The 20899-nt window shown below is 40.1% G+C and carries 16 protein-coding genes; 7 read left to right on the forward strand and 9 right to left on the reverse strand.

All coding sequences use genetic code 11. The annotated features are described in order from the left end of the window. From G500_RS26100 to G500_RS0119835, 3 genes are all read right to left on the reverse strand, one after another. Window positions 1-1004: hypothetical protein (locus G500_RS26100; RefSeq protein ID WP_027003805.1), on the reverse strand; the 1004-nt coding region annotated here is incomplete at its 3' end. Window positions 1005-1054: 50 nt separating this feature from the next. After that, a complete protein-coding gene (locus G500_RS0119830) occupies window positions 1055-1780 on the reverse strand; it encodes a hypothetical protein (protein WP_027003806.1) in 726 nt (241 codons plus the stop codon). After that, entirely contained in the window at window positions 1777-2862 is a 1086-nt protein-coding gene (locus G500_RS0119835; RefSeq protein ID WP_027003807.1) for an ATP-binding protein, read from the reverse strand. Before G500_RS0119835 ends, G500_RS0119830 begins: the two co-directional genes overlap by 4 nt. Before the next feature lie 576 nt (window positions 2863-3438). Here G500_RS0119835 and G500_RS0119850 point away from each other — a divergent pair. Next, entirely contained in the window at window positions 3439-4422 is a 984-nt protein-coding gene (locus tag G500_RS0119850) for a coiled-coil domain-containing protein (protein ID WP_154657243.1), read from the forward strand. Between the two features lie 102 nt (window positions 4423-4524). Here the strand turns inward: G500_RS0119850 and G500_RS0119855 are convergent, their stop codons facing one another. Then, on the reverse strand, window positions 4525-5592 hold the full coding sequence (locus G500_RS0119855; protein ID WP_027003809.1) for a hypothetical protein: 1068 nt from the start codon (window positions 5590-5592) through the stop codon (window positions 4525-4527). A 223-nt stretch (window positions 5593-5815) separates the two neighbouring features. On the opposite strand from G500_RS0119855, the gene G500_RS0119860 reads away from it, so the two are divergent. From G500_RS0119860 to G500_RS0119875, 3 genes are all read left to right on the forward strand, one after another. Beyond that, window positions 5816-6130 (forward strand): SCP2 sterol-binding domain-containing protein, encoded by a 315-nt coding sequence (locus G500_RS0119860; RefSeq protein WP_027003810.1) that lies wholly within the window; start codon window positions 5816-5818, stop codon window positions 6128-6130. 423 nt (window positions 6131-6553) lie between these two features. Continuing rightward, a complete protein-coding gene (locus tag G500_RS0119870; RefSeq protein WP_035758248.1) occupies window positions 6554-7579 on the forward strand; it encodes a glycosyltransferase family 2 protein in 1026 nt (341 codons plus the stop codon). Window positions 7580-7896: 317 nt separating this feature from the next. After that, entirely contained in the window at window positions 7897-10323 is a 2427-nt protein-coding gene (locus tag G500_RS0119875; protein WP_027003812.1) for a TonB-dependent receptor, read from the forward strand. A gap of 272 nt (window positions 10324-10595) precedes the next feature. Here G500_RS0119875 and G500_RS0119880 read toward each other — a convergent pair whose 3' ends face one another. Then, on the reverse strand, window positions 10596-12575 hold the full coding sequence (locus tag G500_RS0119880; RefSeq protein WP_027003813.1) for a PP2C family protein-serine/threonine phosphatase: 1980 nt from the start codon (window positions 12573-12575) through the stop codon (window positions 10596-10598). 96 nt (window positions 12576-12671) lie between these two features. Between G500_RS0119880 and G500_RS0119885 the strand changes: the two genes are divergently transcribed. Further along, complete coding sequence (locus G500_RS0119885; RefSeq protein ID WP_027003814.1) at window positions 12672-12866, forward strand: hypothetical protein; 195 nt, start codon at window positions 12672-12674, stop codon at window positions 12864-12866. A gap of 147 nt (window positions 12867-13013) precedes the next feature. Then, window positions 13014-15017 carry an aspartate--tRNA ligase gene (aspS, locus tag G500_RS24385; RefSeq protein ID WP_086047984.1) on the forward strand — a complete coding sequence of 668 codons (2004 nt, stop codon included), beginning with the start codon at window positions 13014-13016 and terminating at the stop codon, window positions 15015-15017. Between the two features lie 344 nt (window positions 15018-15361). Here aspS and rlmD read toward each other — a convergent pair whose 3' ends face one another. After that, complete coding sequence (rlmD, locus tag G500_RS0119900; RefSeq protein WP_027003815.1) at window positions 15362-16783, reverse strand: 23S rRNA (uracil(1939)-C(5))-methyltransferase RlmD; 1422 nt, start codon at window positions 16781-16783, stop codon at window positions 15362-15364. Between the two features lie 146 nt (window positions 16784-16929). After that, window positions 16930-18081, reverse strand: a complete 1152-nt coding sequence (locus G500_RS0119905; RefSeq protein WP_027003816.1) for an acyl-CoA dehydrogenase family protein — start codon at window positions 18079-18081, stop codon at window positions 16930-16932. A 971-nt stretch (window positions 18082-19052) separates the two neighbouring features. Here G500_RS0119905 and G500_RS0119915 point away from each other — a divergent pair. After that, complete coding sequence (locus tag G500_RS0119915) at window positions 19053-19961, forward strand: helix-turn-helix domain-containing protein (protein ID WP_027003817.1); 909 nt, start codon at window positions 19053-19055, stop codon at window positions 19959-19961. A gap of 171 nt (window positions 19962-20132) precedes the next feature. Here the strand turns inward: G500_RS0119915 and G500_RS0119920 are convergent, their stop codons facing one another. Together G500_RS0119920 and G500_RS0119925 are read right to left on the reverse strand one after the other, a co-directional pair. Continuing rightward, window positions 20133-20384: a hypothetical protein gene (locus G500_RS0119920; RefSeq protein ID WP_161626167.1), complete on the reverse strand. Its 252-nt coding sequence runs from the start codon at window positions 20382-20384 to the stop codon at window positions 20133-20135. Between the two features lie 63 nt (window positions 20385-20447). Beyond that, on the reverse strand, window positions 20448-20849 hold the full coding sequence (locus G500_RS0119925; protein WP_027003819.1) for a hypothetical protein: 402 nt from the start codon (window positions 20847-20849) through the stop codon (window positions 20448-20450). Window positions 20850-20899 lie beyond the last annotated feature (50 nt).

Genomic DNA, 20899 nt, shown 5'->3' on the forward strand with positions numbered 1-20899 from the left:
GCGGCACAATCCCACACGTAATACTCGTCTTGCCAATCCTGACCCAAAACTTCGGTGAGGTACTTTTGTGAAAGCTCGACCCAGATTTGAGGGGTGAAAAAACTGCCCTTTCGTTCCCTAACGTCCTGCGGCACAAGCAAATCTCTTCGCTCCACAATGTAATCCCAATATTCTTCTTTGGGCGGACGCTCATATTTGTTCCAAAATTGCGTGTGCGCCACTTGCTTGTCTTGAAAAGTAGCCGTTCTATTTTGGAACATGCCCATTTCATCTATTTTCCTATCCAAAAGATAGCGGTCGTCTTGTAGGATAACAAATAGTTTTTCTTTTAGTGTTTTGTTTTCATCAGAAAGCAAGTCTGCAAGGTAAAAATCGCCATCAATAATGCCATTTTTCTTGGCAATTTCCCAATTCATGATAATCGTTGGCTTGACAGTTTCCAACCATTTATTGTAAATTGTAATAAAATTATTTTTATCGATGCGCGTTTTTGTCAGACCAAATCTGCCTACTATAAAGTTTTCTTTGATAAAATTATGTAGCTCTTTGTCATCTTTTTCGTAAAAAAAGAGTAAGGTTTTTTGCTCAATAGTGGTCTTTACTTTTTCTAAAAGTAGTTTAAATTCTTTTGTATCGTAATTTGAAGGGGCAACATTCCAATTAAAGTCATTGATATAAAACACATCTTGAATTTCATTGTAGGGAACAAAGGCAATCTTTTCGCCATCAAACGCGCCTAAAAAAGCAGGGGGCAGATATTTATCAAAAGTCTTTGCCTTTCCGATAGTGAGAATGAGCTGCACAATGGACTTATAGATGTCCGAAGTTCCTTTTTTCGCCTCTGCCCAAAGAAGGGACTCTTGGTCGAAAATTTCTTTTTGGCTTTGGTGCATTGCCACACAAAAATCAACGTTGCCTATGATTTTTTTACAATCGTAGAGCCAAAAATAATCTGCCGCAATTTGGTTTTTGAGTTCTTCTTCTCTGATATTTTGGTATTTCATTTGATTTTTGTGATTTTTTGTTTAATTTGAAAAAGATATAAGAAATAGTTTTAGGGAATTAACTTTGCAAATTCTTTGAAAGAGCTGCATTTGGTACTATTTTTAAGATTTTCAAAATCTACTTTTTGCAAAGATGCCATGATTGCCTCTATATTGCCCTTGCTTTTTTTGTAAGTTTTATCTGCTAAACTATAAATTTGTTCCATAGTTTTGGCAGGGTGAAAAAAAGTCGTTTCAGGGTCTATTGTTTCAAGGTTAAAGCCCAATTGTTCCTCTATGTATTTAACTGATAACAAGGGACTTATTTTTTCAAAACAGTTGCGAAAGCCTAAAATCCAACTCTCTGCTTCCATAATTGCAAAAGCAAAATCAATTTGATTTGGTTTTTCAGATTTTTTTGAAATTAGTTCCTTTGTACTTTGTTTAAACTCTTCATTTAAATTCAAGTCTATTATACCCACCTCTTTCACTAACTCCCGATAGGATTTTGAGTACATATCACGCAGACCAATAATGCGATTAAACCCACTGTTCCAAAGGTATTTTTCTCTACGTAAAATCCTTGTTATAACAGCATTATCATTTCCAACATTAATGATTTGAAAGTGATGGGTGGCATTTTCGTTTGGAAGGGCATATTCTGTGGGGTGAAAGTTGCTGTCGGTAAAAAGTGTATAACAGTCAAGGGTAATATCCTGATAATCAAACCTTTTGAGCAGATATTCTCGGACAAAAACAAGTTCTGTCTGACCCTCTACAAAGATGGCTGTCTTCATTTTGTTTTATTTGGTGTTTGTAAAAGAAAATCAGATGAAAATAAGTCAAAATTCGATAGACCTGTTAGGCGAAACTTTCTAAAAATATGAGGACTATTTTTTTGATTCAAACAAGTAATTTTTTTTCCATTTCTTTTTAAAATATTCCAATATTTTATGTCTATTTCGTTCATAAGAAAACTATCATTAGAAGTAACGACTAATTGAATGTCCGTATTTTCACATTTACTAAAAACAAGAGAACCTAACTTTTTAGCTCTTTCATAATCTAAACCCTCACAAAAATCGTCAATCGTAATCAGGGCGGGTTTTTTACGACTAATTAGATACTCTACATAGACTAAAATCGCCAACGCTCGAAACATACCTTGTGAGAGTTTATAGTGCGGTAAGGCTTTCGTTAGATTTTGTTCTTTCACATATAAAATAGCATATTCTACTTTATCTTGCAAACTAATATCACTAATTTGGTATCCTAATGAATTAAAATCTTCAACTATTTTTAAAACATTTTCCTTCTTCAAAGATTTAAAGAGATTCGGTATGTCTTCCACCGCAGTAAGTAAGTCATACTCTTGTTCATTTAGTTTAGAGTAAGGGCTAATGTTTCCAAACTTAAAGCCATAAGATTGTTCTGCCCAATTACTTATTTGTTCTAAATAAGGGTATTTGCGTACATCTCGATTTACGTGCAATGTAAGTTTGTTGTTGGGTGGATAAATTTTATCGTATTTGTTCGTTACGCAATTTTTTAATTGTACCACACCTTCTTGATGGTGTCGAAATAATACCTCTATACCGTCTATACTTATTTTTTCAGCCGTTACAATTCCCTCGTTTTGATATTTAGTGGCAAATTCGAAGATAATCTCCTGATTTCGATTGTCGACAAACGAAATAGACCATCTGCTACCCCAATTTAAGTTTTTTCTTTGGGTAATCATTTTTACTAATAAATCAATCGTTAATAAAGTTTTGGATTTGCCTGTAGCATTTTTGGCTACGATTAAATTCAAATTGCTAAGTTGCAAATTAGATAGTTCCCAATAAGGGTCAATATAAGATAAGTTTGTAAGTTTCATTTTTATTGAATTATTTTTGAAATGAAAGTATAATTTTTTTGATAGTGTTGTAGTAATAACAATTAAAAACATGTTTCACCTAAAATTTCAGTAGTGTTAAGTTCTATGGAGTCATTTGATAATACAGGGAGTAGTAACCCTTTTCTGAAGTTGGCTTGAAATAAAAACCTTCTTTCAAACCCAAATCGGGTTCAATCCAAATTTTCTTTCGAATTTAACACAACTGAATATAAGCAAAAGGTTTGTAGGAAGCACAAAATTATGCTTTCTAACGTTATGACTTTCAAAACAATGCTTTTTCCCCTCGCTAAAACACAAAGCGGCATGCCAATTAAGCCACAAACGCCCTTAGACGCTGCAAAATACACAAGACGAAACAAATTTCCAAAGAAAATATACCTAAATTAAGGACTTCTAACCAAGACCCACCGCCTTTTTCGCTGTTTTGGAAAAAGGTATTTTTCCGAACTATCGCCCTTATTTGCGCTATTGCTTTTCCTTTTTGGCAAAAATTCGTATCTTAGCCGCAGAGGTAAGCAGCTTTGCCTTCCCAAGTTTTAAATTTTGATGGTGTTTATGTGGAAAAGAATCAGTAATTGGTTGCAAACGCTTCAAGAAAAAGAGCAGCAAGATACGCCGCCCGAAGATATTTTGAAACGTGCCGTCTTGGAAATTAACCTTGCCATAGAAAAAAATGAGCAACTTTTAGCCCATTTAACGCAAAATCAACAACATTTGCAGGCGCAAATACAGAAGGCAGAGTTCGAGCAAAGGCGCATTGAGTCCGAACTTCAAGCGGCTATTCGTCAGCAGCAAAAGTGGAAGGCGCAGGAACTGCTTTTGCAGAAACAAACCCAAAACCAACAAAAACAAGATTTTGAGCTATTGTATCGAAGCCTACTCGAAACCATTGCCCAAATTACGGCACAGGTACGCAATTTAAACAAACAAAAAGAAGAAATTGCGACAAAAGAAGTCGTCTTTACCGCCCAAATACAGAGCTTACAGACGCAGAGCGATTTGCAAAAATACCTTCAAAATTTAGATGTGGCACACAGTTTTGACCAATTTGAGGCGCAGGTTGTAAGGGCGCAGGTAGAATTAGAACTTAGTGATAATATCCTTTCGGTTAGTGCCGAATTGCAGCGTTTGGAGCATCAGGAGCAAAATCTCGATGCCCTTTTAGAGGAGGAAATGCAGAAGCGTGCTGCCCAAACGCAGGCGCAGCAGGAAAAGCGTGTTCATCTTCTTTTGGGTAGCAATACAGAAAATACCCAAAATAAGCAAAAATTAGTAGCAGAAAAGGAAAAACTTTTGGCACAATTTAAGGCGCAAAATAGCCCTAAGCCTTCTGAAAATGAAAATCAGACACAAAAAAAACAAACAGAAAAAGAGACGCTTCTCCAAAACTTTTTCCAAGAAAACGCGCCTCCGCCCCCTGAAAAAAAAGACCTGATAGCCGATTTCTTCAAAGAAACCGACCCCAAAAAAGAGCCAAAAACGAATCCGAAAGATGATTTGTTACGCCAATTTTTTAAAAACGACCCAACACAAGAATAGCGCAGCAAGGGTGAAATTTTCTCTTTTCCCTCACTACGCTTTCTTTTTCTGGTGCAAGTTTTCCTTTTTTACCTTTTTTTATCGCATCTTTTAGTACATCTTTTAGCGCACCTTAAACTTATAAGGTTGCATGATGGACTCTTCCTTGTAGGTGATGTCGAAGTAGTAATCACCGCTTTCCAAGTTTTTGTCTATGTAGATGGTTGCGCCCGTTTTGCCCTGTGGCAGGACAGGAATCTCCTTTTTGGTGATTTTATAGGGTTTTCCATTTCGGTACAAAGAAAGGTAGATAAGACGCGGCTCGTTGGGGTTTTCAAAAACGCCCTCTCCTGTTTCAAATTCTATGTGAATTTCTTTGCCTACTTTGCCCAAGTGCTTGCCTGTTTCGTCTAAAACGACGCGACGTTTTTGGAAATCATATTGTGCCGTAAAGTTGTAGATGCGGCGTGTAAGCCCTTTGAGGCGTTCTAATTCGCGCTGCTGCTCTGCAATGAGGTCTTCACTGCGTTGGAGGAGTTCTTTGAGGCTATTGCGCTCACTGACCAAACTATCGAGCTGCTCACGTGTGATTTGCTGACTGGCTAAGAGTTTATCGAGGCGTTCTTTTTCCGCTTTGAGCTTGTTTAGTTCGGTTTCCGAACCTTTAAATTTCTTAATCATGCTGCCTAATTGTGCTGAAAGCGACTTGTTTTTCTTTTCCAATTCGAGAGCCTGTCGGCGGAAATTCTCTAATTCCTTTTTGAGGTCGGAAATTTCTTTGATAGCAAATTCATCTTTGAAAGTATAAATTTCGCTTAGTTGTTTGGTATAATTAAGTTTTTTAGCTTGTAAAGCGTCTATATTTTGAATCGCCTCATTGGGCTGATTGAGGATAAGTTCGCGCTGCGCCCGCAAGTCGTTGCGCCCCACCATCAAGACCTCGCGAATAGAGTCGGGCTTCGGATAAGGAAAAATCTCGGCATCGATGTTAGAAATTTCCGTATTGTAGGCTTTTTCTAAGCGTTCAAAATCGCTTTGAAGTTGGGTTAGGTTTTGTTTATCGCGCTGTGTGAAGTTGTTGATAGCCCAGATAGCTCCCGCAAAGAGAACCAAAGAGAGCAGAATAACGACAAGGATAAAAGTCCGCCCTTCTTTGCTGCGAAGCGGCACGCGGTTTTTAGAATCTTCCATGTAGAAAAGTGATTTGAGTGAAAGAATGGGTCTTGAAAGTGCTAATTTTCGGACAATATAAGCCCATTTTGCCGTTTCTGCAAATAAAAATTAAGCCTTATCGCTTTTTGCGAAGTAAGACGGCATAGAGAGGCTTTTTTTTAGCCTTAATATACGGCTTGCATACTATTTTTTCGTATCTTGCCCTGTGATTCTTAATTTCCCACCTTAAACTCTTTTTTTTATGAGCTTAGAAGCATTTGAAAATCGCGTTAAAAAAATTGTAGGCACTGATAGTGGCTTAGGCAAAAGCGTAAAATTCGACCTCAAAGGCGAGGGAGTTGTCTTTGTAGGGGCTGATAGTGTTGTTTCTCAAAATGATGCTGATGCTGATTGTACGGTCAAGATTTCACTTGCTGATGCCAATAAGATGATAGACGGCGACTTAAACCTAATGGCTGCCTACATGACGGGCAAGGTCAAAGTCAATGGCGACATGGAAACGGCAATGAAGGTAGTCCAACTGATTGCACGCCGCACCAAAGAGGAGCAAATCTAAGTTTCGCGTTCTAAACGCGAGAGGCTGTCCAAAAAAGATGGGCAGCCTTTTTTTGTCGTTCTATTTTAGTATTTTTGTCCTCTTACTACAAGGAGCGCGAAGGTAGGGACAAGGCACTGCTTTGTCCGCTGCCTTGTCTGCTGTGAGATTGAAATAAAAAGGGAATGAACCCGACCCTGCCCCAGTGATGTTAAATTCTAAAAATCAGGTGCAAATGTAGGGACAAGGCATTGCCTTGTCCGAAGCAAGATTGAAATAAAAAAGGGCTTTCAGACCTAAAAAAGGGTTCTGCCCAAATTTTATTTTGTGTCAAATTTGATAAAACAAGGTTTTTCACAGAACTTAACCTGACTCCTTAGTAGGACTTTCGCCTATCCAAACGTTTTGAAAGAGCCAAGACCAAACCTATAAAGCCAAAAGGTGATGCAAAAAAAAATTGCTGTCGTGATTCTAAATTTCAATGGTGAGAAGTGGTTAGAAAAATTCCTTCCTTCCGTCTGCCTGCATAGCCCCCAAGCCGAAGTAGTTGTCGCAGATAATGCTTCTACTGATGCTTCTTTGGATTTTGTCAGGAAAAACTTTCAAAAAGTCGTGCTTATTGCATTGGAAAAAAATTATGGCTTTGCAGAAGGATACAACCAAGCCCTCGAAAAGATAAAAGGCAATTTTGAATATTATTTGCTTCTTAATTCAGACGTAGAAGTGTCGCCCAACTGGTTAGTTCCCATACTTGAAAAATTAGACCAAAACAAAAATTATGCCGCCTTACAACCCAAAATTTTAGCCTATCATCAGCCCGATACCTTCGAGCATGCGGGGGCGGCAGGTGGTTTTATCGATACTTGGGGGTTTCCCTTTTGTAGGGGTAGGATTTTCGAAACGGTAGAAAAAGACCAGCAGCAGTACGACGACACGCGCCCACTTTTTTGGGCAAGTGGGGCAGCTATGGCAATCCGCAGCGAGCTTTTTCATCGATTGGGCGGCTTTGACGGCGATTTTTTCGCGCACATGGAAGAGATAGACCTCTGTTGGCGGCTACAAAATGCAGGGTTTCAGATAGGGTACGTGCCACAAAGTTGTGTTTTTCATGTAGGAGGCGGCACTTTGGCGTATCAAAATCCGCGCAAGACCTACCTCAATTTTCGCAATAATTTATTGATGCTCATCAAAAATCTGCCTGCCAAAAACTTATTCTTTAAAATCTTTTTCCGAATGGTTTTAGATGGAATTGCAGGTATTCATTTTGGCTTTCAGTTCAAATTCCAACATGTTTTTCAAATCATAAAAGCCCATTTTTATTTGTATCAAAATTTTAGAAAAATTTTAGAAAAAAGAAAGACTACCCAAAAAATTGCACCTGCACGAAAACTCGAAACGATTTATCCCAAAAGTATCGTATGGGCTTTTTTTGTAAAGGGTAAGAAAACGTTTTCTAAGCTAAATTTTTAGACAATGGCTTTTAAAAATTATTAGACTTGGTAGGGACAAGCCACTGCCTTTTCCCTACTTTTTCCCTTGCTTAGAGGACTTAAATGTCCGCTTTTGTCGGATAGCTGTACGAATACGGACAATTCTTTTGTGCTTTTTTATGAAAATGAAAATTAAGGTCTTGATAATCAGGTAGTTAGAAAAAGGCAAGAAGGTGGCAATATAGTTGAAGCCTTGTTAGGGCAAGTTTTACCGCGCTTGTGAGGCGTTGCTTACAAGTGCGGACTTTCCAATACCTGAAACTTATTCTATCTTTTTCTATTATTACCGTTAGTTTTATGAAAAATATTACACTTTATTACTTTCTGTTTATTTTTTCTTTTTTTTGTACCACTTTTTCGGCTTATGCCCAAAATTATTCTATCTTTGGGAAAGCCCAATCCGATACGGGCGAGGCTATTTCTTTTGCTGCCGTCGGACTGATGCAAACGGCAGACTCTTCTTTGGTCAAGGCGGTGGCGGCAGATGAGAATGGCGACTTCCGTCTGATAGGGATTGCCAAGGGGCGTTATTTTATTGTGCTGACAAGTGTGGGGTACGCGCCTTTTCGTTCTACCGATTTTTTGCTTGAAAATCAAGACCTTAGGCTTGAAACCTTTGTGCTGAAAGGTGAAAATATCTTGCAAGAAGTTGAAGTCAAGGCGAGCAAACCTTTGGTAGAAGTGTTGGCTGATAAGACCGTTTTTAATATCAATGGCACGATAGCAGCGGCAGGCACTTCGGGATTGGAAGTGTTGCGGAAAGCCCCCGGTGTGATGTTGGATAACAATAGTAATTTAATTGTAGAAGGAAAAACGGGCGTGCAGGTCTATATCGACGGCAAACCTTCGCCCTTGCAAGGAGATGCCCTGACCAACTACCTCAACACGTTGCAGGCTGCCGACATAGAAGCGATTGAAATTATTACACAGCCTTCTTCGAAATATGATGCGGCAGGCAGCGCAGGTATTCTCAATATCAAACTGAAAAAAGATAAAAATTTAGGTACAAATGGTACAGTAGGTTTGGGATATTCGGTTTGGGATAATCAGCGTGGCAATGCGTCCTTGTCGATAAACAATCGCACCAGAAAGCGAAATAGTTATCTAAATTATAGCAACCGCGTAGGCGAAACGGGGCATTTTACCAACTTATATCGCCTACAAAGTAATTTTATTTTTGATGCACAATCTACTGCCATAGACAGAGAAAATAGCCACAACTTGCGCTTAGGTACAGATGTTTTTGCCAGCAAAAGAAGCACTTTTGGAGTCCTTCTAAACGCCAATTTTAGCGATAGAGGCTTTGATAATCAGGCAGAAACGCCGATTTTGGTGCAAAATACGAAAGAAATTTTGCAGATTTTGAAAGCCGATAACACCGACGATAGACGCTTTTCAAACCTTTTAGGCAATCTCAACTATCGATACGAAGACACAACGGGGCGCAGTTTCAACGTAGATTTTGACTTGGGGCGTTATGATTCGGATAGAACCAACTATCAGCCTAATTTTTACTATGATGCCACAGGTACTACTTTGATAAGTCAATCTATTTTTGAAATGATTACACCCACACGCATAGACCTGCTAAGTTTCAAAGCAGACTATGAACAAAATTTTCTCAAAGGGAAATTGGGCGTAGGTATCAAAACTTCAAGCGTAAAAACGGACAACACCTTCGATTTTTATGACGTAAATGAACAAGGGACAAAGGTTTTGAATCAGGACAAAAGCAACCGTTTTTTCTATGATGAGCAAATTCATGCCGCTTATCTAAATTACAATCGCAGGTGGAAAAAAGTCAATCTGCAAATGGGATTGCGCGTGGAAAACACAGTTTCTGACGGCAAACTCAATAGCAACCAGACTCAAAATAATGCGCGTGTGCGTAGAAATTATACGAATCTTTTTCCCAGCGGCGGTCTTACCTACCAAGCGAACCCTCATAACAGTTTCGCCCTCACTTACAGCCGAAGGATAGAACGCCCTAATTATCAGCACCTTAATCCTTTTGAGATGCAATTAGACGAACTCACCTTGCGCAAGGGAAATGCCTTTTTGCAGCCACAATACACCGACAATTTTAAAATTTCACACACTTATAAATATGCACTTACTACTGCTATTAGTTATAGCTTTGTAAATGATTTCTTTGCACAAGTTACACAAGCCTTAGATGAGCGCAGAGGATTTATTCAGACCCAAAACATTGCGACTCAACAGACGTGGAGTTTGAATATTAGTTATCCTTTTGAAGTAGTAAAAGGGTGGGAAGCCTTCCTCAACGTCAATGCCTACCATGCCGCCTACAAAGGCAAAACAGAGGCTTTCGTTGCCATCGAGCAAACGACTTTGAATGTGTATGGTCAGAATACGTTTTCTTTACCCAAAAATTTCAAAATTGAAGTATCTGGTTGGTATAATTCGCCTTCTATTTGGGGTGGCACTTATCGCACTAAAAGTTTAGGCTCTTTGGATTTGGCGGTGCAAAAGAGTTTTTTGGAAAACAAGCTCTCGGCGCGTTTGGCTCTTAGTGATGTTTTCTTTACCTCCCCTTGGCGTGGCGATACTGAATTTGACAACGTTATCATCAGGGGAAATGGCGGTTGGGAAAGCCGTCAGTTGCGTTTCAACCTCACCTATAATTTTGGCAATGCGCAGGTAAAGTCGGCTGCCCGACGTAAAATTGGAGCAGAAGATGAAACCAATCGCATAGAAAAATAGGCACAGAAAAATAGGGAATGAAAAATAGGGAATGAAAAATAGGGAATGAAAAGTAGGCTATTTCGCGGCGTTGTTGCAACGATAAAAGTCTTAAATGCACCCCACCCCAAACCCCAGTGATGTTAAGTTCTGTAAAAAGTCTTGTTTTATTGCAGTTTTTTCAAATTTGACACGAAATGAAATTCGGACTTAAACCCTAAGGGTCTTCAAGACCCTTAGGGTTTGGGGCATAGGGCAAGTCAATGCCTTGTCCCTTTTTTTCTTGTGTCTTTTTAAAGCCTCACGCCTAAAAGTGTAATGTCGTCGCGCTGCTCTTTGTCCCCCTTAAATTCGTTGAAGGCAGACATCAACAAAATTTCTTGCATGGTCATATTCTGCGCATAGTTTTCGGTCAGGATTTTGGTGAAACGCTGTGAGCCAAATTTGCCTGCTTTTTGGTTTTCATCGAGTCCGTTTTGGTCGCAAAGTCCGTCGGTGGAAAGGTAGAGCAAATCGCCACTTTGCAGGCTTAACTCTTGGACAGTGAAGGGCTTATCTTTGTCGCGTCCGCCGATTGATTTGTTGTCGCCGCGCAGGATTTGGAGTGAAGGCTCATCTTTTTTAAGGTAGTAGAGCGGTCGTTTTGCCCCTGTAAAAAGTACGCGCACCTCTCGTGCGTCATAGCCGCGCTCGATGACACAGAGGCAGATGTCCATGCCGTCGTCGTTGGTCTTTTCGCCGCCTTGTCGGAGGGATTTTTTTACGCCCAGATGGAGGTTTTCTAAAATTTCAGCAGGGTTTAGGATTTTTTTCTGATTGACAATTTCATTGAGTAGCGTATTTCCTATCATAGACATAAAAGCACCCGGCACACCGTGTCCAGTGCAATCCACAACGGCTAAGACGTGGCTTTTTGTAAAGTCGGCTTTTTCTACTTCGGCATACCAATAGAAATCGCCCGAAACGATGTCTTTGGGTAGGAAAATTTCCATCACCTCCTCGAAATTGCGCAATAGCTCGCCTCTATTGGGTAGGATAGTATGCTGTATCGTTTGGGCATAGCGCATGCTGTCGGTGATTTTCTTGTTCTGACTTTCCAATTCCTGCTTTTGGGCTTCGAGTTCGCTTTGGGTTTGGGTTAGTTCTTCGTTGATGCGGCGGAGCTGATTTTTTTGCTTTCTATTGAGCTGTAAGAAAACGGCAATAATAACGGCAATTAGCACCACTGCACCCGTAACGCCTAAAAGGATATAAATCCGTTGGCGCGATTCGGCTTCGGCGCGTTTCTTTTCTTCTTCTAAGTCGTGATACTGTTTATCGAAAGTGCTTTTGAGGGAGTCCTTTTCATTGAGAAGTGCGCCTATGGTAGAAAGCAAAGAGCGCGTTTCGGCTTGAACTTGCTCGAAGGCGGTTTCGTTCTGAATCAAGGCACTACTTAGCTTTTCCAAACGTAGCATCAAGCTATCTTTGAGGGTGGGGCGCAGGTTGGGTTTTGTGTTCAATTCTTGTGCAATGCGCTCCATCTCTACTTTTATCTTTGCGCCGCGCTCGGCAAGGGCTTGTTTTTCAGCCTCCAGCTCGTTCATAATCACGTCTAAATCGCTGCTGATGTTGTTTTCTTCGGCAAAGGCGATTTTTTTATCGTCTGTTTTGTTTTGGTTGCGATTGGCTTCCAAAACTTCTATAGGTTGTGAGTATAATTCTACAAATTCTTTACTGCTATTGTACTTAAAGTAGCGTTTATTTGCTTTTTTTCCGTTTATGATAAATTCGCGATTGGCATCAAAGACAAAACCTGCGGGCAAGGCGATAGAAAAATTGCCCATTGCGTCGGTTGTGATGGGGCTACCATCATTTGCACCTTTCAGAACTACCGTCGCGCTGGCAAAGGGTACGTTTTTATCCGAAAAGAGTTGTCCTTTGAGTTTTTTGTCGGCATTGCGCATCGTAATACGGATACGCTTGTCGGTGAGCAAGGCATTGAAGAAAGTATAGCCTTCCTTTTGTGCGGAAAAATCGCTGCTGGTAGGCTGATTGGTAGCGGCAATATTGAAGGTGAAATTTCCCGCGCCATCGGAAGTAGCTACTAAGCCGCCTTTTTTAAAATCAACCTTCACACCTTTGAGAGGCGCGTTTTGCTCATCTACTACTTGCCCTTTGTAGAGGTTTTGTGCCTGCAAAGCAGCCGTCGTGAGTCCGATAAAGAGTACGCCCAAAAGCCCCAAAAAGAGCCAAATGGTACGCGAAAAAACACTTGTTTGTAGCAGTTTCATGATGGTAGGAAAGATACACAGAACGCCAAAATAAGGCAGAGAAAAGAGCGTGTGGAATACAAAGCCATAAGCTAATGATGCGTAAAAATAAAAAATGTGCCAAACAAAAGAAATGAGCTACCCAATTTTGAAGCCCTTGCTGCACATGGAATAAACCTCTGCAAATTTATTAAAAAAAACAAAACGCCGCTACTCCCAAACGATAATTTGGCAAAAAAAATCGTTCAACCGCCCTTCAAAGGCGAAAATTTGCTTTCGCGCCTCTCTTGCCCTAAGTCATTTTTATTGTAGCTTGCAGGGTAGGGAAAGGGTGTGCAGTCCCTTTGAGGGTGAGCTTTTCTCGATTTTGAAAATCTCTAAAAAAGTTACTACCTTTGGCACGCCTTTGCGTCGCCTTGTGGCAAGGGTCAGAAAATCATTTTATTTATTTCACCATTTATGTTACGAACACACCATTGTGGAGAGTTAAGAATAGAAAATGTAGGTCAGCAGGTAGAAGTAGCTGGCTGGGTACGTAGGGTCAGAGATAAAGGCAGTTTGCTTTGGATAGACCTGCGCGACCGATACGGCATTACCCAACTCTTTTTTGAAGAGGCAAATGCCAGTGCCGAACTTTTAACAAAGGCGCGTTCTTTGGGCAGAGAGTTTGTCGTCAGAGCAAAAGGGCAGGTAATTGAGCGCACTTCTAAAAATTCCGAAATCCCGACAGGCGATATAGAAATTCGCGTTTCAGAACTTGAAATTTTAAACCCTGCCAAAGTGCCGCCTTTTCTGATTGAAGACCAAACTGACGGCGGCGACGACCTTAGAATGAAGTATCGCTACTTAGATTTAAGACGTGGTGCGCTCCAAAAAAATCTTATCCTGCGTCATCAAATGGCACAGGCAGTACGTCGCTATTTAGATAACCAACAATTTTTAGAGATAGAAACGCCCTTCCTTATCAAATCTACCCCCGAAGGGGCGCGAGATTTTGTTGTGCCAAGCCGTATGCACACAGGCGAATTTTATGCCTTGCCACAATCGCCTCAAACCTTCAAACAGATTTTGATGGTAGCAGGTTACGACCGTTATTTTCAAATTGTGAAGTGTTTTAGAGATGAAGATTTAAGGGCAGATAGGCAGCCTGAATTTACACAAATAGACTGCGAAATGTCCTTTATTTCACAAGAAGATATTTTAAATATGTTTGAAGGATTGCTTAAATATCTTTTCAAAGAAATAAAAGGGCTTGATATAAGTTATGATTTTCCGCGTCTAACCTATGATGAAGCCATGCAGCGATACGGCAGCGATAAGCCCGATATTCGCTTCGGAATGGAGTTTGTCGAGCTAACAGATTTGGTTCAAAATCAAGGCTTTAAAGTTTTTGATGAGGCAGAATTGGTAGTGGGCATCAAGGCAGAAGGTGCAGCAAATTATACAAGAAAACAGTTAGATGCCCTAACTGAATTTGTAAAGAAGCCGCAAATCGGTGCAAGCGGTTTGGTCTATTTACAGTGCAAAGAAGATGGCAGTTTTAAATCTTCTGTTGATAAGTTTTTTGATGGTGCAGCATTGGAAAAATGGGCAACCCGTTTTGAAGCAAAGGCAGGCGATTTGATTTTGATTTTGGCAGGAAAAGCCGAAAAAACGCGAAAAGCCCTCAATAATTTAAGGTTAGAGATGGGCAATCAGCTCGGACTTCGCAAGGCAGACGACTACAAACCGCTTTGGGTTGTAGATTTTCCGCTCTTGGAATGGGGCGAAGAAGACCAAAGATGGTTTGCCATGCACCACCCTTTTACCTCTCCCAAAAAACAAGATTTAGAAAAGCTAAGCACAAATCCTGCTGATGTACGCGCCGACGCTTACGATTTGGTGCTAAATGGCGTAGAAATTGGCGGCGGTTCTATTCGTATTTACGATAGAAAATTGCAAGAGCAGATGCTCGCCTTTTTAGGCTTCTCTGATGAGCAGGCACGCGCCCAATTTGGCTTTTTGATGGACGCTTTTGAGTATGGCGCACCTCCTCATGGCGGTTTGGCGTTGGGCTTTGATAGGCTTTGTTCGCTTTTTGGCGGCGAAGAATCTATCCGCGATTTTATCGCTTTCCCCAAAAACAACGCAGGCAGAGATGTCATGATTGATGCACCCGCTCCGATTGAAGTAAAGCAGTTGGAAGAGTTGGCTTTACGCACAGCCCACTATGTTGTGGCTTGTTACGAGATTGAAGATGAAGACGGGGAAATTAAAAAAGTGTCTGAGGTGGCAGAACAAGTAGCTTTTTATCCTGAACCAGATAAGGCTCTACAAAAATACGAATCTCTAAACTCGGATAATATCAATGAATTTCTTGGGGTCACAAACGTCCGAAAGGTTTACAAAAAACGTTTTGTTTCAAGATGTTTAGTGGTTAAGGATAAAAAGATTTTTGGGGAACTTGAGAGGAAGTATATATAAAGTTTGCTTCAAATTTCCTAAAATAACACCAAAAATTGGCGTTGTTGTAGTGGTCAGAAGGTCAAAAGGGGATTTTGTGCTTTGCACAAACCTCCTAAACCCCACTTCGCCCCAATGATGTTAAATTCTAAAAATTAGATGTAAGTGTAGGGACAAGGCACTGCCTTGTCCGCAGTGAGATTGAAATAAAAAGAGGTGTTCAAGTCCAAAATAGGGTTTAAGCCAAATTTTATTTCGTTTCTAACTTGATAAAACGATATTTCTATCGTTGCAACAACGCGCAAAAACTAACAGTTTTCAAAAAACTGTTAGTTTTTTTGTTTTAAAATATTATCTAAAAAATTTTACTTAAGCTCTAAACAGACTACATTTTCTACATGGTGCGTTTGCGGAAACATATCTACGGGCTGCACTGCCGTAACGCGATAGCGAGCATCTAAAAGTTGTAAATCGCGTGCTTGGGTAGCAGGATTACAACTCACATAGACAATTCGTTTTGCCGCCACTTCTAAAAGGGTGTGAATAACGCTTTCATGCATGCCTGCACGTGGGGGGTCGGTGATGATGACATCGGGTCTGCCTTCTTTTTCGAAAAGTTCGGCTTTGAGTAAATCTTTCATATCGCCTGCAAAGAAGACCGTATTTTCAATGCCATTGACTTGCGAATTGACTTTGGCATCAGCAATGGCTGCCTCTATGTACTCTATGCCGACTACTTTTTTGGCTTTTTTGGCTACAAAATTGGCGATTGTGCCTGTGCCTGTATAAAGGTCATAGACAATTTCGTCGCCTTTTAAATCAGCCATCTGGCGTGCTACCTTGTAGAGTTGGTAGGCTTGGATAGAATTGGTTTGGTAGAAAGATTTGGCTTGTATGCGAAATTCTAAGCCTTCCATTACCTCGCGAATGTAGGGCAGCCCGCGATAGGTCTTGACCTCCAAATCGTGAAAGGTATCATTGAGTTTGGGATTTACTACATACAAAAGGCTGCTAATTTGTGGAAATTCTTTTGCCAAAAATTGCATCATCTTTTCTATGATGACTTTGTCGGGCTTGGCAAATTGTACCAAAACCATGACATCGGGCGTAGTGGCAGAGGTACGAATCATCAAATTTCGTAGGTAGCCCTCGTGCGAAAAAAGATTGTAGTAGTCTATCTTTTCGGCTGCCGAAAAAGCCCTAACCGCCTTGCGAATGGTGTTGGAGGGTTCAGGTTGGAGGTAGCAATTTTCAATATCCACTACTTTATCGAAGCGTCCGATGATGTGAAAGCCTAAGGCTAAACTATCGAAGGTTTCACCTGAACGAATTTGCGCCTCGGTGAGCCAACGGCGGTCGGAAAAGGTGAAATCCATCTTGTTGCGATAGTGCGAGGTAGCAGGGGCAGACAAAATGGTTTCAAAGGGCGGCAATTCTATTTTGGCAAGGCGCGTAAGGCTATCATGCACCTGCTTTTGTTTGTAAAAAAGCTGCCACTCATATTGCATATTTTGCCATTTGCAGCCGCCACACACGCCAAAATGCTCACAAAAAGGTGTGTCGCGTTTGGGCGAAAACGCGTGTATCGTAAGCGGACGTGCCTCCATGTAGCTACGACGCTCTTTGGTTACTTGCAAATCAACGACATCGTCGGGGACGACAAAATTGGCAAAAACTACCTTGCCCTTTGCCGCTTCGGGGCGAGCGACGCATTTGCCTTCTGCCCCTGCATCTTCTATGCGGACTTTTTCTAATATCGGGTGCTTGTCTTTTTTTCTGCGTGCCACAGCAAATCGGGTTTGAGGAATGAATACAAGGAGGCAAAGATAGCAATTTTAGAAAATTTCGGTTGCCTCTGCCATTTTTTGAGAAGCATAAAAAAACCCACGACAAAATCGTGGGCTTCGGAACAGAAAACTTAACACAAGTTGCTTTATTTTAAAATGGCACGCGAGATAACTAATTTCTGAATTTCGCTTGTCCCCTCGCCGATAGTGCAGAGTTTGGCATCACGATAATATTTTTCTACGGGAAAATCTTTCGTATAACCATAACCGCCAAAAATCTGGACAGCTTCATTGGCTACTTTCACTGAAATTTCGGAAGCGTAATATTTTGCCATCGCCGATTCTTTATTGACATTCAAACCACGATTTTTCATATCCGCTGCCTGATACGTGAGAAGTTTGGCAGCCTCGATGTCGGTAGCCATTTCTGCTAATTTAAAGCTAATTGCCTGAAAATTAGAAATAGGCTGATTAAATTGCTGACGCTCTTTCGAGTATTGAAGGGCATGCTGATACGCGCCCATAGCAATTCCCAAACTAAGGGCGGCGATAGAAATTCTGCCTCCATCTAAAACTTTGAGAGCCTGCACAAAGCCATCGCCTACTTTGCCCAAGATGTTGTCTTTATGCACGCGGCAGTCTTGGAAAATAAGCTCGGTAGTTTCCGAAAGGCGCATGCCCAACTTGTCTTCTTTCCTACCTGCTGAAAAGCCCGCTGTGCCTTTTTCTATCACAAAAGCCGTCATGCCGCGCGAATCGCCTACCTCGCCTGTGCGAACAATGACTACGGCGATATTGCCACTTTTGCCATGCGTAATAAAGTTTTTTGCGCCATTGATGACCCAATAGTCGCCATCTTGTACGGCGGTGGTGCGCATATTGCCTGCGTCAGAGCCTGTATTGGCTTCGGTGAGTCCCCAAGCTCCAATCCATTCGCCTGTGGCTAATTTGGGAAGCCAACGCCTTTTTTGCTCCTCATTGCCAAATTGTAGGATATGTCCTGTGCAAAGGGAGTTGTGTGCCGCCATAGAAAGGGCTATCGAGGGGTCGATAACGGCTAATTCTGCTATTGCCGTAACGTATTCGTGATAGCCAAAGCCGCTGCCGTTGTACTCATTTGGCACAAGTACGCCCAGAAGCCCTAAATTGCCCAGCTCTTTCATGACCTCGATAGGAAAATACTGCTCGTCATCCCACTTATTGCGATGTGGAGTGATGTGTTTTTCGCCAAAGTCGCGTACCATTTGCGCAATCATAGCCTGCGTTTCGGCGGTCGTGTTGGGTGCGATTACTGCCATAGTTTTATGGGTTGTGTTCTCTATTGTATAAAGCCTTTTGTGAGCGATAAAGTTATGAAAACTTTGCGGATTTCGAAAAAATGCACCCCGAAGATACCTAAAAATAGGGGCAGACATCAAAAAAATAGACCCGAAGCCTTAAAAAAGCAAAGCATTTCTTAGTAGTGGCTAAACTACCCAGAAATGCTTTTGCTCTTATTTGTGTGTGTTGTGTGTTGGGTGGGTCGAAAGGTATTGAATCTGGATTTTCAAAAGCACTTTCGGATAAGCAAAGTATTGGCATTTTTATGGACTTCAAATAGCAAATACTTCACTTCTTGGATTTGGGATTTCAAAACAAATATCAACCTAAAACTAAATTCAACTCAAATGGAGTGTAGAATTTGAAAGCAGGGCAGGTTTCCGACTTAAAAGTTTTTCCCTACTTGTAGGGATTCTTTCAAACGGTTAGGGCTTCTTTTTCGTAAAAAGAAAAACCTAGTTAGAAAGGCTTTCTCAAAAGCGGAGCAGGTGGAGATTTATCCAAGTTTCTTGCTTACTTTCAAGGTTTTACCTATCTTTGCCGAATCTTCTACTAAGTGTTATTTCAACTTTATGCGTAGCGGCTACAAAAGAGCTACTTTCATAGGACTTAGCGAAGAACTGCTTGGCAGGTGAGGTTCTACAAAAGGTTGTGCGATTGCATCTTATTTGTATCCTCGAATCTTTTGCCGTTTTGATACAGATGTGTGTTTGTGGCTTAAAAGGCGTTTCAAAGTCAAATATTACTTGAGTCAAATATTACTTGTCAAGCTAATTTCTAAGCCCAAAACTTTTTTCTGTTGTGCGAAATTCTACAATACAAAGTTACGGCGGCTAAGTAGGAAAAAATTATACAAAACTATCAATTTGCAGCGTAGGGCAAAAAAAAATGATACAATTCTCTATTTTCTGCCTTGTAGGGGCAGGGCAGAGCTAAAAACGAGGAAAAAATGAAAAGGCAGGTAGAAAAAGTATCGATGGGGCAGCGTTATCGTGTGGGCGAAATCGCGCTTAGTGTGGGTGTGGGGCAGCAGGGCTATGCGCGTCAGCACGATTTGAAAAGTTCGCAGGCGCAGCTTGTGAGTGTGCTGTCGGGCAAAATTTCTTGTGGCGATTCGCCTTACGAGGAGATGGTCTTGTGTGCAGGCGAGTCTATCGTGATGCCGCCTACTCAAAATTTCACGTTTAGGTATGCGCCGCAGGAGGAGAGCAAAGTGCTTGCGCTGGAAGTACCGATAGAAATTGTAAATGATATTTTATTTCAATTTAATCAATACTGCCCTTTTCCGATACAAAGAAACAAAAAATGGCAATTTGGCAAACAGCCCATTCATATCTCGAATGATAGCAAGGTAAAGCAAGCACTACAAAGATTGCAAGACTACTTTTTAGAAGAAAGTTATGCCCAAGAAGTATTTATAGATTTGGCAATTAAAGAATTATTTTTAAGAATTTTACAATCAGATGCACGCGATTTGGCACAACAAAAACGCCAAGAAATACAAGAAAGCGGCACAGAGGCGATAGAAAAAGTATTGCAGTATATCCGTCAGAATATTCACGAACCCATTAGCGTAGAACAACTTAGCCAAATTGCCTGCATGAGTCAGGCAGCTTTTTTTCGCGCCTTTAAAGAGTATTTGAATATGTCGCCCATAGACTATATCAACCGCGAGCGCGTCAATTTTGCCAAACAGCAACTTATAGATTTTTCAAAATCTGTAACCGATATTTGTTACGAATTAGGCTACAATCACATGACTTATTTTATCCGCGTCTTCAAAAAATACGAAGGCATCACGCCCAAACAGTTTCAAAAGCAGTTTTATCAAAAAACAGACAAAGACCCAAAAGCCTAAATAGCCTCTTATTTGTGGGGAAGCGAAAATAAACTTAGAAAGTTTTTCGCAGACGACCAAATTTTTCTACACCTTTCTGTATGCACTATATTGGAATGGATAAGGCGTAGAATAAGACTAATAAGGGGTACAGTAAATGTCTACACTTAGTATTATAACTTATTAATGTTTTTATATTTTAATTATTATAAATTCTATTCTTTCTCTTTTTTTACGGGGGATGGGGGTTGCTGATGGAAACATATTACCTGTTTGCGAATTTCTGCGAAATTGTTTACGCGAAACAACGTGTATAAGAATATACTTTTGTCCCTCTTTATCCAAGAATCCTGAATATACTCTATTTGATTTCTTAGCCCTTTCAAAAAATAAAAGAGCTTTGTTATTTATTTTATCTTTTTTTTCAAGATAATTAATGTACAAATCATCAGTATTAAAATTATACAACATTAAGTTTTCATTTTTTTTATATTCAAGATACTCTTTTTATTTTTCTAAATAAAATAACATCCAATGAGTTTCCATTATTTTCTTTTCATTAATTATGTTTTCACATTTTAATATATCTCTATTTAAAACATTAGAATAATAATAATGTTGTGTTAATAAAAATATTACTGTATCTACTTTTGGATTTTCTCTTAAAAGTATGCTGTATGTAGTGTCTAATTTTTGAGCGTATTTTATATACTTTTTTTGAAATTTATCAGGGCTAATAAGTTCAAGTATTCTATAATTTAAAGAATCAGTTGTGATTACGATATTATTATTAATTAATTTATCTATATGTATACTATTTTTAATTTGACTTTCATTTTGAGAAAAACAATTTAAATAGTTAAAAAATAAAACTAAATAAATTATTGTTTTTGTATATATTTTTTTCATTTTATGTGTTTTTGAGTTAGTTTTGTTAAAAATGTGTTTATTGCATTGCT

This window comes from Hugenholtzia roseola DSM 9546, from assembly GCF_000422585.1.
Taxonomy (GTDB): Bacteria; Bacteroidota; Bacteroidia; order Cytophagales; family Bernardetiaceae; genus Hugenholtzia; species Hugenholtzia roseola.

Excerpts from the sequence above, each read along its gene's own strand:
- G500_RS0119860 (WP_027003810.1), top strand. The coding sequence starts at position 5,816 with ATGAGCTTAGAAGCATTTGAAAATCGCGTTAAAAAAATTGTAGGCACT.
- G500_RS0119905 (WP_027003816.1), bottom strand. The coding sequence starts at position 18,081 with ATGGCAGTAATCGCACCCAACACGACCGCCGAAACGCAGGCTATGATT.
- G500_RS0119915 (WP_027003817.1), top strand. The coding sequence starts at position 19,053 with ATGAAAAGGCAGGTAGAAAAAGTATCGATGGGGCAGCGTTATCGTGTG.
- G500_RS0119850 (WP_154657243.1), top strand. The coding sequence starts at position 3,439 with ATGTGGAAAAGAATCAGTAATTGGTTGCAAACGCTTCAAGAAAAAGAG.
- G500_RS0119880 (WP_027003813.1), bottom strand. The coding sequence starts at position 12,575 with ATGAAACTGCTACAAACAAGTGTTTTTTCGCGTACCATTTGGCTCTTT.
- G500_RS0119855 (WP_027003809.1), bottom strand. The coding sequence starts at position 5,592 with ATGGAAGATTCTAAAAACCGCGTGCCGCTTCGCAGCAAAGAAGGGCGG.
- G500_RS0119835 (WP_027003807.1), bottom strand. The coding sequence starts at position 2,862 with ATGAAACTTACAAACTTATCTTATATTGACCCTTATTGGGAACTATCT.
- G500_RS0119870 (WP_035758248.1), top strand. The coding sequence starts at position 6,554 with ATGCAAAAAAAAATTGCTGTCGTGATTCTAAATTTCAATGGTGAGAAG.
- aspS (WP_086047984.1), top strand. The coding sequence starts at position 13,014 with ATGTTACGAACACACCATTGTGGAGAGTTAAGAATAGAAAATGTAGGT.
- G500_RS0119925 (WP_027003819.1), bottom strand. The coding sequence starts at position 20,849 with ATGAAAAAAATATATACAAAAACAATAATTTATTTAGTTTTATTTTTT.
- G500_RS0119830 (WP_027003806.1), bottom strand. The coding sequence starts at position 1,780 with ATGAAGACAGCCATCTTTGTAGAGGGTCAGACAGAACTTGTTTTTGTC.
- G500_RS0119875 (WP_027003812.1), top strand. The coding sequence starts at position 7,897 with ATGAAAAATATTACACTTTATTACTTTCTGTTTATTTTTTCTTTTTTT.